This window comes from Thiohalobacter sp., from assembly GCF_027000115.1.
In the GTDB taxonomy this organism is placed as follows: Bacteria; Pseudomonadota; Gammaproteobacteria; order Thiohalobacterales; family Thiohalobacteraceae; genus JALTON01.
In genome coordinates, this window is sequence record NZ_JALTON010000058.1 from 59,388 (window position 1) to 76,540 (window position 17,153).

Annotated in this window: 16 protein-coding genes; 7 read left to right on the forward strand and 9 right to left on the reverse strand. The window is 66.6% G+C overall.

Annotated features, from left to right (window positions below):
- Positions 1-400 precede the first annotated feature (400 nt).
- A complete protein-coding gene (locus MVF76_RS11975) occupies positions 401-1,681 on the reverse strand; it encodes a tetratricopeptide repeat protein (RefSeq protein WP_297529436.1) in 1,281 nt (426 codons plus the stop codon).
- 163 nt (positions 1,682-1,844) lie between these two features.
- Here MVF76_RS11975 and MVF76_RS11980 point away from each other — a divergent pair, with 163 nt between their 5' ends.
- Together MVF76_RS11980 and MVF76_RS11985 are read left to right on the forward strand one after the other, a co-directional pair.
- Positions 1,845-2,477 (forward strand): transglutaminase-like cysteine peptidase, encoded by a 633-nt coding sequence (locus MVF76_RS11980; protein ID WP_297529438.1) that lies wholly within the window; start codon positions 1,845-1,847, stop codon positions 2,475-2,477.
- A gap of 19 nt (positions 2,478-2,496) precedes the next feature.
- Positions 2,497-4,548: an HD domain-containing phosphohydrolase gene (locus tag MVF76_RS11985; RefSeq protein WP_297529439.1), complete on the forward strand. Its 2,052-nt coding sequence runs from the start codon at positions 2,497-2,499 to the stop codon at positions 4,546-4,548.
- A 36-nt stretch (positions 4,549-4,584) separates the two neighbouring features.
- On the opposite strand, the gene pssA is transcribed toward MVF76_RS11985, so the two are convergent.
- The 5 genes from pssA to MVF76_RS12010 form a co-directional block, all read right to left on the reverse strand.
- Positions 4,585-5,364 (reverse strand): CDP-diacylglycerol--serine O-phosphatidyltransferase, encoded by a 780-nt coding sequence (gene pssA, locus MVF76_RS11990; protein ID WP_297529440.1) that lies wholly within the window; start codon positions 5,362-5,364, stop codon positions 4,585-4,587.
- 15 nt (positions 5,365-5,379) lie between these two features.
- Complete coding sequence (locus MVF76_RS11995; protein WP_297529442.1) at positions 5,380-6,003, reverse strand: phosphatidylserine decarboxylase; 624 nt, start codon at positions 6,001-6,003, stop codon at positions 5,380-5,382.
- A gap of 50 nt (positions 6,004-6,053) precedes the next feature.
- Positions 6,054-7,064, reverse strand: coding sequence for a ketol-acid reductoisomerase (gene ilvC, locus MVF76_RS12000; RefSeq protein ID WP_297529503.1), 1,011 nt, complete (start codon positions 7,062-7,064; stop codon positions 6,054-6,056).
- Between the two features lie 84 nt (positions 7,065-7,148).
- Positions 7,149-7,640 carry an acetolactate synthase small subunit gene (gene ilvN, locus MVF76_RS12005; RefSeq protein WP_297529444.1) on the reverse strand — a complete coding sequence of 164 codons (492 nt, stop codon included), beginning with the start codon at positions 7,638-7,640 and terminating at the stop codon, positions 7,149-7,151.
- A 69-nt stretch (positions 7,641-7,709) separates the two neighbouring features.
- Positions 7,710-9,404 carry an acetolactate synthase 3 large subunit gene (locus MVF76_RS12010; RefSeq protein ID WP_297529446.1) on the reverse strand — a complete coding sequence of 565 codons (1,695 nt, stop codon included), beginning with the start codon at positions 9,402-9,404 and terminating at the stop codon, positions 7,710-7,712.
- A 298-nt stretch (positions 9,405-9,702) separates the two neighbouring features.
- On the opposite strand from MVF76_RS12010, the gene MVF76_RS12015 reads away from it, so the two are divergent.
- The 5 genes from MVF76_RS12015 (at position 9,703) to MVF76_RS12035 (ending at position 14,056) form a co-directional block, all read left to right on the forward strand.
- Positions 9,703-10,161 (forward strand): DUF4124 domain-containing protein, encoded by a 459-nt coding sequence (locus MVF76_RS12015; RefSeq protein WP_297529448.1) that lies wholly within the window; start codon positions 9,703-9,705, stop codon positions 10,159-10,161.
- 22 nt (positions 10,162-10,183) lie between these two features.
- Positions 10,184-10,528: a phenylpyruvate tautomerase MIF-related protein gene (locus MVF76_RS12020; RefSeq protein ID WP_297529450.1), complete on the forward strand. Its 345-nt coding sequence runs from the start codon at positions 10,184-10,186 to the stop codon at positions 10,526-10,528.
- A 45-nt stretch (positions 10,529-10,573) separates the two neighbouring features.
- Entirely contained in the window at positions 10,574-11,524 is a 951-nt protein-coding gene (locus MVF76_RS12025) for a hypothetical protein (protein WP_297529452.1), read from the forward strand.
- A gap of 68 nt (positions 11,525-11,592) precedes the next feature.
- Positions 11,593-13,293 (forward strand): proline--tRNA ligase, encoded by a 1,701-nt coding sequence (locus tag MVF76_RS12030; RefSeq protein WP_297529454.1) that lies wholly within the window; start codon positions 11,593-11,595, stop codon positions 13,291-13,293.
- Between the two features lie 232 nt (positions 13,294-13,525).
- The gene (locus tag MVF76_RS12035; RefSeq protein ID WP_297529456.1) at positions 13,526-14,056 is read left to right on the forward strand and encodes a lytic transglycosylase domain-containing protein; all 531 of its coding nucleotides are present in this window, start codon (positions 13,526-13,528) and stop codon (positions 14,054-14,056) included.
- A gap of 249 nt (positions 14,057-14,305) precedes the next feature.
- Here MVF76_RS12035 and rlmD read toward each other — a convergent pair whose 3' ends face one another.
- The 3 genes from rlmD to MVF76_RS12050 all read right to left on the reverse strand — a co-directional run bounded on the left by rlmD (position 14,306) and on the right by MVF76_RS12050 (position 17,095).
- A complete protein-coding gene (gene rlmD, locus MVF76_RS12040) occupies positions 14,306-15,625 on the reverse strand; it encodes a 23S rRNA (uracil(1939)-C(5))-methyltransferase RlmD (protein WP_297529458.1) in 1,320 nt (439 codons plus the stop codon).
- 7 nt (positions 15,626-15,632) lie between these two features.
- Positions 15,633-16,403: a 3'-5' exonuclease gene (locus MVF76_RS12045; protein WP_297529460.1), complete on the reverse strand. Its 771-nt coding sequence runs from the start codon at positions 16,401-16,403 to the stop codon at positions 15,633-15,635.
- A gap of 98 nt (positions 16,404-16,501) precedes the next feature.
- The gene (locus MVF76_RS12050; protein ID WP_297529462.1) at positions 16,502-17,095 is read right to left on the reverse strand and encodes a YdbL family protein; all 594 of its coding nucleotides are present in this window, start codon (positions 17,093-17,095) and stop codon (positions 16,502-16,504) included.
- Between the last annotated feature and the right edge of the window lie 58 nt (positions 17,096-17,153).

A 17,153-nucleotide genomic window follows, 5' to 3' on the forward strand; every position in this document is an offset into this window, starting at 1 on the left:
TCACCCGGCGTCCGGAACTATATCAAAGCAGGGACTGGCTCGCCTCGGCCCGGATCCGGGGCATGTGAATAATTAAGGGTGCGTGCGGAGATTGTCGGTGAGATTCGTCTGCCCCTCAGGGCAGCAGCAGGCCGAACAGCAGCAGGCCGCGCCCGGACGGGGCGGCGGTAAGCTCGAATGCTGCAAGGGGCGTGGCCATGCTTCGACTATAGTGGCTTGGGGCGGATTTGCCAAGCGGTGGGGGATGATGGCCACGGGATCCACTGAATCCACGGAAAGGATACTGGTATCGGCAAACCCGGCCCGGGATCACGGCGAAGCATGGCTGCGCCGCCGACAGCCCTTCCGTGGATTCAGTGGATCCCGTGGCTATCCCCCCAGCGAACCGGACGCCACACCCTCAGAAATCCCGGATCAGCGCCAAGTTGATCTGGGTGCGGCGATAGTCGTACAGGTCCAGGTTCGAGGCATTCAGGGTGCGCAGCAGGTCGCCGTTGAGGCGCCACTTGTCGAAGGCACCACCCGCGAACTGGTGACTGAAACCGACCAGCAGGCGGCGGTCGCGGTCGTCGCGGGACTGGCTCGTGAGCACGGGATCGGTGCCGTCGTAGTCCAGATCCCGCTGCGAGATGCGGGCATGGAGCTGGCCGCGCGGCCAGGCACGCCACTGGCCGGCGAGATAGTATTCCGGCCCGCTGCTGCCGTAGCCGGCCACGTCGGCCTCGAAGTCATGATGGCGGGCCCCGAGCTGCACGGCGACGCGACGGTTGTCGTAGTAGTGCGCCAGCATCACGCCCAGCTGCCGGTAGTCGCCCTCGCGCCCGCTGTCGGCATCGTCGTCGTAGTCGCGGCGGCCGACGCTGCCGTCGAGGGTGAACTCGCCGTCGCGGAACTGCCAGGTGACCAGCGGGTTGAGCGAGGTGAAGCGCGCCAGCGGGCTGCCGCCCAGTTCGATGTAGTCGAGCTGCAGGTTGAGCGCGGCGCGCCAGTGGCGCAGCACCACCAGCGCGGGGCCGGTGCCGAGGCTGGCGACGGTGAGATCGAACTCGGATTCGTGGTTGTAGCCGCGGTGATAGGCGCTGAGCTGGGTCTGCCACAGGAACTCGGCGGCGCGCTCGCCGATCATGTGCCGGCTGCCGGGATTGAAGGTGTGGCTGAGCGCGGCCTGCAGGAACAGGCCGTTGTCGCTGCGCGCGGTATTGCCGGGCGCCAGACGGAAGGCCTCGGTGACGATCTCGGAGCTGGGTCCGACATTGACGTTGTTGTCGTACAGGCCACCGAGGCCCAGTTGCGCGCGCCAGCTATGGCGCACTGCCAGCCGCTCGGCATCGGCCTTGACCTGGGCCAGAAAGGCGAGGATGGACACCCGCACCTGCGGCGGCGTGGCGGGGTCGTCGAGCACCTGCTGCGCCAGCGCCTGCGCCTCGGCGTAGTTGAGCGCCCGGTAGTAGGCCACGGCCAGTTCCAGCCGCGCGCGATGCAGGCTGGGGTCGCTGGCCAGTATGGTCTGGAAGGCCTCGATGGCGCTGCGCAGGCGGTCTTCCTGCAGCGCCGTCATGCCGTCGCGAAACAGCCGTTCCAGTTCGTTGGCATCCCTGTCGGCTGCCCGGGCAAGGGGCGAAACCAGTACCGCGAGCAGGGCTGCCACGCGCAGCCAGCCTCCTCTCCCTGATGCGTTCATGTTGCCCACTCCGTCGCGTGGCCCCTGTCAGGGTGCCTTGTTGTTGGTTCGAAACTGGGAATGTTAGCCCCTTGGCACAGGCAGCTCAAACCCCGCTCGGCGGCTGGCGCCCGATCCGGGCGATTGCTAGACTTCGCCCGGGAATACAAAAAGATACCAACCCATGCCCCGATTCGCCGTCATTGTCCTGCTGCTCGCCCTGCTGCCCACTGGAGCAGGCGCGCAGGCGGCGGAACTGTTCGGCTACCGGGAGCTGCGCCAGTCCGACATCAGCCCCTTCACCCAGTGGCTCTCCGTGCTGGAGCGCCACGTCACCGAGGATGTGCCGGAGGCGGACTGCTCGGAGCGCCGCTTCAACCGCTGCCACCTGCGGCAGTGGCGTGCTTTCCTGGATGGCTTGCGCGGCCGGCCGCTGACCGAACAGCTTCAGGCGGTCAACGCCTACGCCAACCGCAAGCCCTACGTGCTCGACATCGACAACTACGGCATCCCCGACTACTGGGCGGTGGCGCGCGAATTTCTCTACAACGGCGGGGACTGCGAAGACTACGCCATTACCAAGCTGTTCTCGCTGCTGTGGCTGGGGGTGGCGCCGGAACGCATGCGGCTGGTGGTGCTGCAGGATACCAACCTGCGCATCCCGCACGCCGTGCTGGCGGTATTCACCGACGACGGCCGGACGCTGATCCTCGACAACCAGATCCAGGCGGTGGTGGAGGATCGCAGCATCGTCCACTATGTGCCCGTGTACTCGATCAACCAGCAGGCGTGGTGGATCCACACCCCGCGTTCCTGACCCGCAGCAGGTGGCAACCGTGAACCGAAACGCCGTTCGACCCGTCCTGTTCAGCCTGGCCCTGCTGGTCCTGCTGGTGGCACTGGGCATCTGGGGTCTGTTTGCCTACATCCAGCTCGAACAGCGCCGCGACCTGGCCGACTGGCAGCAGCGGCTGGGCATGCTGGCCGATGATCGCGTCGCCGACATCGAGGCCTGGGTGCAGGCACAGTTTGCACCGCTGGACGAACTGGCGAACAACGCTTCCCTGCAGCTCTACGTCTCGCAGCTCGGACTGGCCGGCACGCCCGAGTCCGGCTCGGTGGAACCGGCCCAGCTCGGCTACCTGCGCAACCTGATCGTCGCCAGCGCCGAGCGCGCGGGCTACCTGGCGCCAATGCCGCAGGTGCCGGCCAACCTGCCGCCGAGCACCCGTACCGGGCTGGCCGTGCTCGATGGCCGCGGCAACCTGCGGGTGGCAACGCCCGGCTTTCCCACCCTCGGAGCCCAGGAACAGGCGCTGGTGGAACGGGTACTGGCCGACAACCGGGCCGCCCTGCAGGCCCTGCCGGTGGCGACCGACGGCAGCCTGCGCGTCGCCTTCGCCGTGCCCGTGCCCGCGGTGCAGGGCCTGGGCACGCCGGACCGTCCGGTGGGCGTGCTGCTCGGCATCCGCCGCGCCGACACCGAGCTGCTGCCACGCCTGCAACGGAGCAGCCGGCTGGCGAAGGAAACCCGCAGCCTGCTGGTGACGCTGGAGGACAATCTGGTGGTACTGCTCGGCCCGCTGGCCGACGGCAGCCGGCCCGGCGAACGACGCCTGGCCCTGGACACGCCGGGTGTGGCGGCGACCGAGCTGATGCGCAAGCCGGGTGGTTTTGGCCTCTACCGCGACCACCATGGCCACGAGGTACTGGCCACCAGCCGGCCGGTGCCCAGCCTGCCGTGGGTGCTGATCCAGCAGACCGACGCGGCAGCCGCCCTGCGCGAGTCCCGCGAGCACGCCCGCTTCCTGTTGTCCGTGTTCGGACTGGCGCTGGCGCTGGTCGCCATCGGCCTGGTGGCGGCCTGGCGGCACGGCAGTTCCATCCGCGCCCAGGCCATGAACGAGGAACTGCGGCGCAAGAGCCAGGCGCTGGAGACCCAGACCCACCTGCTGCATGCCGTCACCGACAACATCCAGGACTTCATCTGTCTGCTGGACGAGCAGGGCCGGCTGCTGTTCGCCAACCAGGCCCTGGCACGGACACTGGACGTGAGTCCCCCGGACCTGCGCGGCAAGGACCTGGCCAGCGTGCTGGGCCCGGATACCGCGCGCCGGCTGGAAGACTGGATGCGGTCGCCGCAGGAGGAAGGGCAGGTCATCGATCTGGACGTCGCCGGCCGCCGCGGCCGCTACCAGTGCGTGGTGCAAGCCCTGCCCGACCAGCCCGACCTGCGTTCAGCGCGGCTGGTGGTGCTGCATGACGTCACCGAACTGGAAGAGGCGCAACGCAAGCGCGCGCGCCAGCTCACCCAGTTGGTGCAGGCGCTGATGCGCGCCGTGGACAAGTACGACCCCTACTCCGCCGACCACTCGGCGCGCACCGCACGCGTGGCCGTGGCCATTGGCAAGGCACTGGAACTGCCGGCGCGCGACCTGCAGACCCTGGAGCTGGCCGCCAGCCTGGCCAACGTGGGCAAGATCTTCGTGCCCAAGGAGATCCTCACCAAGACCGGACCCCTCACCCCCGAGGAACAGGCCATCTTGCAGCAACACGTGAAGTACTCGCTGGACATCCTGTCCACCATCGAGTTCGACGGGCCGGTGCTGGAAACCATCGCCCAGAAGCAGGAACACCTCGACGGCAGCGGCTATCCCAGGGGACTGACCGGGGACCGGATCCTGCTCACCGCGAAGATCCTGGCCGTGGCCAATGCCTTCGTGGCACTGGTCAGCCCGCGTGCCTACCGCGATGCCGTGGACGTGGAGACGGCGCTGTCGCGGCTGCTCGAGGAAAGCGGCAGCAAGTACGACCGGCATGTGGTGGCCGCCCTGTTCCATATCGCGGAGAACCGCCGCGACGAGCTGGACGCGCAGGGGGAAGGCTGAACAGGCCGCGACGCCGCCGGCGGCCTATCCTGGATGTCACGCCTCCGGATTGCGCCGCTGACGACGCTCGCGCAGATGCCATAGGGTGAGCGCGGGCCCGGACACCAGGTAACAGAAGAACCCGGCAAACAGGAAAGTGGCCGGATCCAGCGCGACAAACACCAGGAGCAGCACCACCATCAGCAGCACCACGAAAGGTACCCGGTTCTTGAAATCGACTTCCTTGAAACTGTAGTAGCGGAAGTTGCTGACCATCAACAGGCCGGAAAGCAGAGTCAACGCCAGTGCCGGCCACACCAGCTCGCGGCCGAGAAAACCCGCATCGGTCCCCAGCCAGACGAAGCCGGCCACGACAGCCGCCGCCGATGGACTGGGCAGCCCCTGGAAATAGCGCTTGTCCGCCACACCCACCTGGGCATTGAAACGCGCCAGCCTCAGCGCCGCGCCGGCGGCATAGATGAAGGCCCCCAGCCAGCCGACCTTGGCCCAGAACCAGCCATAGGCCGAAAGGTCGCGCAACGCCCATTCATAGACCACCAGCGCCGGGGCCAGCCCGAAGCAGACCATGTCCGACAGGCTGTCGTACTGGACGCCGAACTCGCTCTGGGTATTGGTGAGGCGTGCCACCCGACCATCGATGCCATCCATGATCATGGCCACGAATATGGCCACGGCGGCGGCCTCGAAACGGTCGCTGGTGGCGGCAACGATGGCGTAGAAGCCGGCAAACAGGCCGGCCGTGGTAAAGAGATTGGGCAACAGGTAGATGCCGCGCGGCCGCTTCCGTTGCCGATGCCCACTGCCGCCGTTCTCCATGCGCCCTCCCGCGCCCTACTTGTGCACCAGCAGGGCGATCAGATCCGCGCCACCGACCACGCGGTCACCTACCGACACCTTCACCTTGCTGTTGGCGGGCAGGTACACGTCCACGCGGGAACCCAGGTGCACGAAGCCGCAGCGCTGACCCTGGCCCACCCGCTGCCCGCACTGGACGTAGCAGTGGGGTGTGTTGTGCAGCGGCCCCGGATACATGACCACGACCAGATCGTCGCCCTCGTCGGTCCGCAGCCAGACACCGTGGCGCACACCGCCTTCCTCGATCTCGTCGGCCGTGAGCGTGTCCATGATCTTGCCTTCGACCGGGCTGCGGGTGGTATAGACGCCGAAGTGGTTCATGTCCACCGAAACCAGGATGCTGTCGCGCTTGAGGAAAGGATCACGTCGACTCTCGACCCGGGAGACATGGCCATCGGCGGGACTGACCACGCCCAGCGGCGTGGGCGGAATTTCGCGATCGGGATCGCGGAACAGGAACAGCAGCAGGACGACAGACAGCCAGAAGGGCAGCGACCAGGCCCAACCGGCCAGATTGCCGGCCAGCAGCGCCACGCCCACCAGCAGCGCGACCGCCAGCCAGCCTTCACGCGCAATCAGCGGATAACGTGACCCGGCCACTGTACCTCCGGACGGATGCCACCGGCGGCACCGGTGCGCACCCCTTATGCTCAGTTGCGGCTCTTGTCGACGATCTTCTGGATCCAGGGCATCATGCTGCGCAGCCGCTCGCCGACCTGCTCGATGGGATGCGCGGCGTTCAGGCGACGATGCGCGGTCATCTCCGGATAACCCGTCTGCCCTTCCAGGATGAAGCGCTTGGCATACTCTCCGGTCTGGATGTTCTTCAGTGCCTCCCGCATCGCCTTGCGGCTTTCCTCGTTGATGACTTTCGGGCCCGTGACGTACTCGCCATACTCCGCATTGTTGGAGATGGAGTAGTTCATGTTGGCGATGCCGCCCTCGTACATCAGGTCCACAATCAGCTTCAGTTCGTGCAGGCACTCGAAGTAGGCCATCTCGGGCGCATAGCCTGCCTCAACCAGGGTTTCGAAACCCGCCTTGACCAGTTCCACGCAACCACCGCAGAGCACGGCCTGCTCGCCGAACAGGTCGGTCTCGGTCTCGTCCTTGAAGGTCGTCTCGATGATGCCGGTGCGACCGCCGCCGATGGCCGAGGCATAGGACAACGCGATGTCCTTCGCCTTGCCAGAGGCATCCTGGAACACGGCAATCAGGTCCGGGATGCCACCACCCTTGACGAACTCGCTGCGCACCGTGTGGCCGGGCGCCTTGGGCGCAATCATGATCACGTCCAGATCGGCACGCGGGACGATCTGGTTGTAGTGAATGGCGAAGCCGTGGGCAAAGGCCAGCACCGCGCCCTGCTTGAGCCGGGGCTCGATGGTGCCATAGTAGAGTTCCTTCTGGTTCTCGTCCGGCGCCAGAACCATGATCAGATCGGCGCCCTCCACCGACTCGGCGATACCCTTCACGGTCAGGCCCTCGGCTTCGGCCTTGGCCACCGAGGACGAACCCTCGCGCAGGCCGACGGTGACATCGACGCCGGAATCCTTGAGGTTCAGCGCATGGGCATGCCCCTGCGAGCCGTAGCCGATGATGGTGACCTTGCGCGCCTTGATCAGGGAGAGGTCACAGTCCTTGTCGTAGTAGATGTTCAGCATGGTCTGACTCCAGAGCTCCGAATGTTTGCCATGACGGCCCGGCCGGCCCGCCACAAGACTGGTTGAAATCCGAATGCGCGCCTACACTCTCAGCGCCCGATCCCCGCGTGCGATGCCGGACACGCCGGTGCGGACGACCTCGATGATCAGCGCATCGTCCAGCGTATCGAGAAAGGCGTCCAGCTTGCCGCTGTTGCCGGTCAGCTCGATGACGTAGGTATGGTCGGTGACGTCGATGATGCGTCCGCGAAAGATGTCCGACACGCGCTTGAGTTCGTCGCGATTGGCGCCCTCGGCCCGTACCTTAATCATCATCAGCTCGCGCTCGATGTGCGGACCCTCGGTCATGTCCATCAGCTTGACCACGTCGATCAGCTTGTTAAGCTGCTTGGTAATCTGCTCGATGACCTCCTCGGTGCCACGGGTCACGATGGTCATGCGCGACAGCGAAGGGTCTTCGGTCGGCGCCACAGTGAGAGATTCGATGTTGTAGCCGCGCGCAGAAAACAGCCCCGCCACCCGGGACAGCGCACCCGATTCGTTCTCCAGCAGTATCGAAATGATGTGTCGCATTTTTTCCAGTGAGGCGGGGAGAGAGAGGCTCGGGATTTGCCTTCGCCTCTCACGCCTCACCCCTCACTCCTAGATAAGAATCATCTCGTTCTGTCCGGCACCGGCCGGGATCATCGGGTAGACGTTCTCGTTCTGGTCGGTAATGAAGTCCAGAAACACCAGCTTGTCCCGGGCCTTCATCGCTTCCTTGAGCGCCGCCTCGACGTCCTGGGGCTTCTCCACCCGGATTCCGGTGTGGCCGTAACTCTCCGCCAGTGCCACGAAGTCCGGCAAGGATTCCATGTAGGACATGGCGTAGCGCTTCTGGTAGAAGAACTCCTGCCACTGCCGGACCATGCCCAGATAACGGTTGTTCAGGTTGATGATCTTGATCGGCAGCCCGTACTGGCGACAGGTGGACAACTCCTGGACGCACATCTGGATGCTGCCCTCGCCGGTAACACAGCACACGGTCTGGTCGGGGTGCGCAAGCTGCACGCCCATGGCCGCCGGGAAGCCGAAGCCCATGGTGCCCAGCCCGCCGGAATTGATCCATTGCCGCGGCTTGTCGAACTTGTAGAACTGCGCGGCCCACATCTGGTGCTGGCCCACATCGGAGGTGACGAAGGCCTTGCCTTTGGTAACCTTGTACAGGGTTTCGATGACATACTGGGGCTTGATGATCTCGCTGTCGCGGTCGTACTTGAGACAGTCCATGGCCCGCCATTCGTCGATCTGTTTCCACCATGCGGCCAGTGCCTCGGCATCCGGCTTGCGGCCGGCCTCGGCCAGCAGCGTGTTCATCTGCTTGAGCACATCGCCGACCGGGCCGACGATGGGAATGTCGACCTTGACGTTCTTGGAGATGGATGCCGGGTCGATGTCCACATGCACGATCTTCGCCGTCGGACAGAATTTCTCGACATTGCCCGTCACGCGGTCGTCGAAGCGCGCGCCGATGGCGATCAGCACGTCGCAGTTGTGCATGGCCATGTTGGCCTCGTAGGTGCCATGCATGCCCAGCATGCCGACGAACTGGCGATCGGTGGCCGGATAGGCCCCCAGACCCATCAGGGTGTTGGTAATGGGAAAACCCAGACGCCGTGTGAAGTCGATGAGCTGGCGCGAGGCATTGTCCAGGATGACGCCGCCGCCGGTGTAGATCATCGGCCGCTTCGCGCCCAGGATCAGGTCCACTGCCTTGCGGATCTGGCCCTTGTGTCCCTTGGTGGTCGGATTGTAGGACCGCATGCGCACCCGCTTCGGATAGTGGTACTCGCAGCGCTGCGCGGTGACATCCTTGGGGATGTCGACGACCACCGGGCCGGGGCGCCCCGTGGTGGCGACGTAGAAGGCCTTCCTGATGGTCTCGGCGAGATCACACACGTCCTTGACCAGGAAGTTGTGCTTCACGCAGGGACGGGTGATGCCGATGTTGTCGACCTCCTGGAAGGCATCGTTGCCGATCAGCGCCGTGGGTACCTGGCCGGTGAAGACCACCATGGGAATGGAATCCATGTAGGCGGTGGCGATGCCGGTAACGGCATTGGTCGCCCCGGGGCCGGAGGTGACCAGCACCACGCCCGGCTTGCCGGTCGAGCGGGCGTAACCGTCCGCGGCATGGGTGGCCGCCTGTTCGTGCCGTACCAGGATGTGCTGAACCTTGTCCTGCTGGTACAGGGCATCGTAGATGTGCAGTACGGCGCCGCCGGGATATCCGAAAATGAGGTCGACGCCCTCATCCTGCAGACAGCGGACAAAGATCTCGGCACCCGTCAGTTCCACGAATTCCTACTCCCGAATATCTTGTCGACCGGGCCCGGGCGCTGGCCGCGCGCCCCGATCGAAACAGCCCCTGGGGAAACAAAAAATGCCCGCACAGGGGCCAAGCCCCCCGACCGGGCGTAATATGAGAACGTACTTATATTGAAAGGCAAGGTCAAGTCGTTGAACGAATTTGGCCGGTCTCGTCCATGGCTCCGGGTGGCGGGGGGACGCTGGCTTCGCAAATTCGCGTGTCCACGCTTGAGCAGACCGTCCAAACCGCCTATGTTGAGGCCACCACAGGATCAGGGAGCGCCCCATGCACCACCCCCATCGCACGCGAATCCTGCTGTCGGCCCTGCTCCTGGGCTGGAGCCTCGCCGTCCCGGCCGCCATGTACAAGTGGGTCGACGACCAGGGCCAGGTCCACTACAGCCAGTATCCGCCCAGGGATCGCGAGGTAGAGACCATCGCCCCCCCGCCGCCGCCCGCCACGCCGGCGGCCGAGGCGCAGAAGCGGCTGGAGGAAACCCTGCGCACGCTGGACGAAACCCGCAAGGCGCGCGAGGCATCCAGGCAGAAGGCCGCGGAAGAGGCCGCGGAGGCCGAGCGCATCCGCAGCAATTGCGAGGCCGCCCGCGCCAATCTGCGGCGCCTGACCGCCGGCGGACGCAAGAAGATCGTCGGCGAGGATGGCGTAGCCTATTACATGACCGAAGAAGAAAAACGGAAAAAGATTCAGGAAGCGCGCGATCAGATCGATAAGTACTGCAAGTAGGACGTACAGGAACCCTGAAACCATGCCCTTTCTGAGGATTGAGACCAACCAGCACCTGGAGGCCGACCGCCGCAGCAGCCTGCTAGCCGCCGCTTCCGCCGGCGTGGCCAGCCTGCTCGGCAAGCCGGAGCGCTACGTCATGGTGAGCCTGGTGCACAACCCGGACATGCTGTTCGCCGGCGGCGCCGAGCCGCTGGCCTATCTCGAGCTCAAGAGCATCGGCCTGCCGCGGGCGCACACCGCGGATCTGTCTGCCGCCCTGTGCGCACTGATGGACGAGCATCTCGGCGTTCCGGCGGACCGCGTCTACATCGAGTTCGCCGATGCCGAGCGGCCCCTTTGGGGCTGGGACGGCGCCACCTTCTGAGCGCAGCCACTGTCTGCCATGCCCTGCCGCCGCATATTGCTGGCCATGCTGGTCCTGTTCGCCCAGTCGGTCGTCGCCGCTGCCGGCTGCGATCGCGCCGCCGACCGCTTTCTGGAGGAACTGCTGGCCTCGGTCCGCGCCTGGGAACAGATCAACCGCCACGGCAACCGGATCCTCGACGAGGACACCGACTACCGGCGCTACGACCTCGCCAAGCGCAAGATCTACGCCGGCTTCCACAAGGATGCCCGCGACTGCCATGGCGTGACCCTGCTGGCGAACCTGCTGGAGCAGCCGCCCAGCCCGCGAACGGTCGGCTTCGTGCGCGCCCTGCTGCGTGCCGGCCACGACCCCAACCTCCGCAGCCGCAACGGCCTCACCCCTCTGCTCACCTTCACCGAGCACCTGCCCGAGTTCCTGGCCGCGGGCGGTGATGTCGACAGCGCCCTGGAGACGCTGGACGTGCTGCTGGAGTACGGCGCCGACCCGAACCTCGTGGCCGAGGTCTCCGGCCCGGACGGCGTGCCCGAACCCTATCCGCTGACCCTGTTCGATGGCCTGGTGCGGGTGAAGGACCCGCGCTTCATCGACCGCCTGCTGCCGCATCTGACCCGCGACTTCATCAACATCGCCCTCGACCTCCCCGTGTTGCAGGGCCCGCGCGGCCAGGCCATCGCCGGCAAGCTGCGCACCCGGCTGGCCCTGCTCAGGCAGCAGGCGAAGGCGCGCGCCGAAGCCGAAGCGGCGGCAAAGGCGGCTGCCGCGGCCGCGAAGGCCGATGCCGAGGCGGGGGCAGTGGCGGAGGGCAGAGAGGGCGAAGCGGCCGCCGACGAGGATCCCTTCGTGCGCGGCAACCCGGACGAGGATCCCTTCATCCGCGGCACCCCGGCGCCCGCGCCGGCCGCGCCGCAGCCGCCCGCCTCGATGCCGGATACCTCCGCACCCGTCGAGGAAGATCCCTTCATCCGCAGCCCCGCCCCCGCAGCGCGGCCCTGAGTCCTCGCCATGGCGACGGCGGTGCGAGTAAAATGCCCGCTCTTGCCGACCCGAGGACAGGATCCCGCATGCGCACATCCCGCTTTCCGCTTTCCACCCTCAAGGAAGTTCCCGCCGACGCCGAGATCGTCAGCCATCAGCTGATGCTGCGCGCCGGCATGATCCGCAAGCTCGCCGCCGGCGTGTACAACTGGCTGCCGCTGGGCCTGCGGGTCCTGCGCAAGGTGGAGCGCATCGTGCGCGAGGAAATGGACCGCGCCGGCGCGCTGGAGCTGCTGATGCCGGCCATCCAGCCCGCCGAACTGTGGCAGGCGTCCGGTCGCTGGGACCAGTACGGCCCCGAGCTGCTGCGGCTGCGCGACCGCCATGATCGCGAGTTCTGCTTCGGCCCCACCCACGAGGAAGTGATCACCGACATCGCCCGCCGCGAGCTGAAGAGCTACCGCCAGCTGCCGGTGAACTTCTACCAGATCCAGACCAAGTTCCGCGACGAGATCCGCCCCCGCTTCGGCGTCATGCGCGCGCGCGAGTTCCTGATGAAGGATGCCTACTCCTTCCATCTCGACCAGGCCTCGCTCTCGGAAACCTATGAGCGGATGTTCGAGACCTACTCGCGCATCTTCACCCGCCTCGGCCTCGACTTCCGCCCGGTGCAGGCCGACACCGGCGCCATCGGCGGCGCGGTGTCGCACGAGTTCCACGTCCTCGCCGACTCCGGCGAGGACGCCATCGCCTTCTCCGACGCCTCCGACTATGCCGCCAACGTCGAACTCGCCGAGGCACTGCCACCGGAAGGCGAGCGCCCGGCGCCGGGCAAGCCCATGCAGGCCGTGGCCACACCCGGCCAGCACAGCATCGAGGAGGTCAGCACCTTCCTCAAGGTGCCACCCGAGCGCTGCCTGAAGACCCTGATTGTCCATGGTGCAGAGGAAGGCCAACTGGTCGCCCTGGTCCTGCGCGGCGATCACGAACTGAATGCCATCAAGGCCGAGAAGCATCCTGCCGTGGCCGCGCCGCTGACCTTCGCCTCGGATGCCGAGGTGCGTGCCGCCACCGGCGCCGCACCGGGATCGGTCGGGCCGGTGGGCCTGGAGATCCCGGTCATCGCCGACCGGGCCGCCGCCCATGTCGCCGACTTCGTCTGCGGCGCCAACCGCGACGGCGAGCACCTGACCGGCGCCAACTGGGGCCGGGACCTGCCCGAGCCCGAGGTCGCCGACCTGCGCAATGTGGTCGCCGGCGACCCCAGCCCCGACGGCAAGGGCCGGTTGTCCATCGTCCGCGGTATCGAGGTCGGCCACATCTTCCAGCTCGGCACCAAGTACAGCCAGGCCATGAATGCCACCGTGCTCGACGAGGACGGCAAGGAGCGGGTGCTGCTCATGGGCTGCTACGGCATCGGCGTGTCGCGGGTGGTGGCCGCCGCCATCGAGCAGAACCACGACGACCGCGGCATCCTCTGGCCCGAACCTATCGCGCCCTTCCGCGTGGCCCTGTGCCCCATGAACATGAAGAAGTCGCCGCGGGTGGCCGAGACCGCCGAGCGCCTGTACCGCGACCTGCTCGACGCCGGTGTCGAGGTACTGTTCGACGACCGCGATGTGCGTGCCGGGGTCATGTTCGCCGATATGGAGCTGATCGGCATCCCGCATCGCATCATCGTTGGGGAGCGCAACCTCGATAATGGCAAGGTGGAATACAAGCGCGGCCACGAACGCGACGCCGAGCTCATCGATATCGACGCCGTCGTCGATCGCTTCCGCGACTGATCACCGAAGAGCGCCGCGAGAGCGCTACGGAACTCACCGAATCCACGGAAAGCAAGGCTGGCCGTAGCCCGGATGCAGCGCAGAGGAATCCGGGGGAGGCACCGGATCGACTCAACAAGCGGGATCATCTGCCGATCAGGGGACTGACACACTGGAAAGCTCCCTGACCACGGGCGATACTCCTGCCATGCACCGTCTCTCAAGACACCTGCTCTTTCTGCTGCTCTGCGGCATGGCGAACGTACAGGCCGCCACCCAGGAGCGGCCCGATGCCGAGCTGCGTGACCTGTTGCGCCAGGCCATCCACAGGGCCGAGAGCTTCTCCGACCGCTTCGAGGCCGAGGTCTGGCTGACCGACATGGCCGGACGGCTGGAACGCTGGGATCACATTCCCGCAGACGAACGGCTGGAAATCCTGCGCGTGGTGCACCAGGAGGCCTCGCACCAGTCACTGCCACCCGAGCTGGTGCTCTCCGTCATTCAGGTCGAGAGCAACTTCGACCGCTTCGCCATTTCCACCGCCGGCGCCCGCGGCCTGATGCAGGTCATGCCCTTCTGGCTGGAGGAACTCGGCCGCCCCGACGACGACCTGTTCGACATACGCACCAACATCCGCTACGGCTGCACCATCCTCAAGCTCTACCTCGACCGCGAGCGCGGCGACTTCCAGCGCGCCCTGGCCCGCTACAACGGCAGTGTCGGCAAGGTCTGGTACCCACAGCGGGTATTCAGCGCACTCAATCGGCACTGGTACCGGCAGTGATGTGGCCTGTCCCGGACGTAACAGCCATCAACGCAGAGGCCGCAGAGGCGCCGAGGCCGCGAAGGGGACCCAATCGTTGCAAAAACCCGTAGGATGGGCAAAGGCCTGAAAGGCCGTGCCCATCGAAATGCCGCCGAATCATGATGGGCACGTCGCTGCGCTCCTTTGCCCATCCTACCTATCCTGACGAAGCACGGGCAGCCCGATTCCTTTCCGTGGATTCGGTGGATTCCGTGGCGCTCTTGCTCTTTACCGCACGAACAGCGCCATCGACTCCACATGAGCGGTATGCGGGAACATGTCCATTACCCCGGCGCGTTCCAGGCGATAGCCCTGCGTGGCGAGCAGGCCGGCGTCGCGGGCGAGCGAACCGGGATGACAGGAGACATAGACGATGCGGGGGACATCGAGGCCCGCGAGGCGCGGCATCATGGCCTCGGCGCCGGACCTTGGAGGATCGAGCAGGATGCGATCGTAGTCTCCCTGCAGCCAGGGCGCGCCCTCGACGCTTTCCATCAGGTTGGCGACATGGAATTCGACATTTCCCAGGCCGTTGCGCCGGGCGTTGTCGCGGGCGCGCTGTACCAGCCCCGCCTCGCCTTCCACACCGACCACCTCGCGCGCATGACGCGCCAGCGGCAGGGTGAAATTACCCACCCCGCAGAACAGGTCGAGCACCCGTTCGCTGCCCTCGAGTGCCAGCCAGTCGAGGGCCTGGGCGATCATGGCGCGATTGATGTCGGCGTTGATCTGGGTGAAGTCGGTGGGCAGGAACTGCAGGCGCAGCCCTTCCGCCGGCAACGCGTATTCGAGCACCGAGCGTTCGGGCCAGAGCAGGGTCACGGTATCGGGACCGCCCGACTGCAGGTGGATGTGCAGGCCGGTGGCCTCGCCGAAGGCGCGCAGACGGGCCTGGTCCTCGGCCGTGGGTTCTTCCAGCACGCGAAACACCAGGGCACCGGCGTCGTCGCCGAAGGCCACCTCGATCTGCGGCACGGCACTGCGAATGCCGAGGCGCTCGACCAGGCGCGACAGCGCCTCGATGCGCTCGCCTACGGCCGGGTGCAGTACCTCGCAGCGCGAGAGGTCGGCCACATAGGGCGTGCCCTTCTCGCGAAAGCCCACCAGCACCTTGCCCTTCTTGCGCACGTCCTTCACCCCCAGCCGCGCCTTGCGGCGATAGCCCCAGTGCGGGCCGGTGAGCGGCGGTGCGACGCTGGCCGGCTGGACCCCGCCGATGCGCTGCAGGTTGTCCAGCAACACCTGCTGCTTGGCGCGGATCTGCGCCGCGGGGTCCATGTGCTGCAGACTGCAGCCACCGCACAGGCCGGCATGCGGGCAGCGCGGTTCCACCCGCTCCGGCGCCGCCTGCTCGATGGCCATGGCCACGCCCTCGTCATAGCGGCGCGAGCGCTTCACATAGCGGAAACGGACATCCTCGCCGGGCAGGGCGCCATGGATGAACACCGCCTTGCCCTCGATGCGGGCGACGCCGCGGCCGTCGTGGGCAAGGCTGTCGATGTGCGCCGGAAAGTCGCCTTCCGGCAGTCGCTTGCGCTTCCGGGCCATGGCGGGATCAGTCGGCCCAGGCGTCCAGGAAGGCGTCGAAGTGCGGCCGGCCCTCGGCCTTGAGATAGCTGCGCAGGCGTTCCAGTTCGCGGGCATGTCCGTCGGGCATCAGCCGGCCCCGCATCAGCTCGAAGCGCAGATAGACGAGATAGGTGTTGAGCACGTCGGTTTCGCAGTAGTCGCGGATGGCGCCGATCTGGCCATTACACCAGGCGTCCCAGACCCTGGCGCCGCTCATGCCCATCTTGCCGGGAAAGCCCAGCAGGGTGGCGATCTCGTCCAGCGGGGCATTGGCGCGCGGCTGGTACATGGCGATCAGGTCCATGAGATCCAGGTGCCGGGTGTGATAGCGGCTGATGTAGTTGTTCCACTTGAAGTCGCGATCGTCCTCGCCCATGTCCCAGTAGCGCGGCGCCTGGATGCCGTGCACCAGCGCCCGGTAGTGCAGTACCGGCAGGTCGAAGCCGCTGCCGTTCCAGGACACCAGCACGGGCGTGCGCTTCTCGATGACATCATAGAAGGTCTGGACCAGGGTGCGCTCGTCGTCCTCGGGACTGCCGAGCGAGGCGACCTTGAGCTGGGTGTCGGTCGCGTAGACCGCGGAGATGGCCACCACCCGGTGCAGATGCAGGCGTAGGAAGTCGGTGCCCGCCTCCTGCTGGCGCAGGTGGAACATGGCCTTGGCCACGTCCTCGTCGGGCAGTCCGTCCAGCCCGTACAGGCGCCGGCCACCGTCCAGGTCGGGGATGGTTTCGATGTCGAAGACGAACACGTTCATTCAGCAACCTCTGGGAACCGGGGCCGGTTTCATATCAGGGCACGGGGAAAAGCGCTTCGGGCGCATGATGTGCGCCCGAAGTGGTGTGACGAACCGGATTACTTGCGCTTCCAGGCACCGCTGGCGTCCTGGTACCACCAGCCGGCGGGGGCACGATCGATCCAGCGCCGGGCGAAGGTAGCGCGGATGTCGCCTTCCCACTCGGGATGGCCGTTGGCACGGGCGATCTCGCGGTACAGGGCATCGCGATCGCGGTTCTCCTCCCGCACCAGCGCCTGCACCCGCGCGCGGTCCCGCAGCGGTATGGCGGCCAGGTCGCGCACGGCGATGCGGCCGTCCGCCGTCATGCCCACCGCCCCGCTGCCGTAGAAGGGCGCGAGCCGGGCGTGGCGGGCCTCCATGCTGGCGGTGAGACTTTGGATCGCGGGCGTCTGGATGTCGAAGTTGGGCGCGGCCTCGGCCGCAGGCACCAGGCGCTCGAGCAGGGCGACCAGCAGCGGCCGCTCAGTGCGCGAATGCGGCTGGGGCGCCGTTTCCGGCGCGGCCGGCTTGCCGCCCTCGCTGCCGTAGACCTGATCGATGATGCGATCGGCCGCTTCCTGGGCGGCGGCGGCCGGGAAATAGACGTTGATGGTGACGCAGCCGGCCACGAACAGGGCCAGCAGCGGGGTGAACAGTCGTTCAAGCTTCATCGGGGTGCTCCCTTTTCCGGTCTTCTGACGGGCATGCTTCGTCCTGCCCATTGTGCGC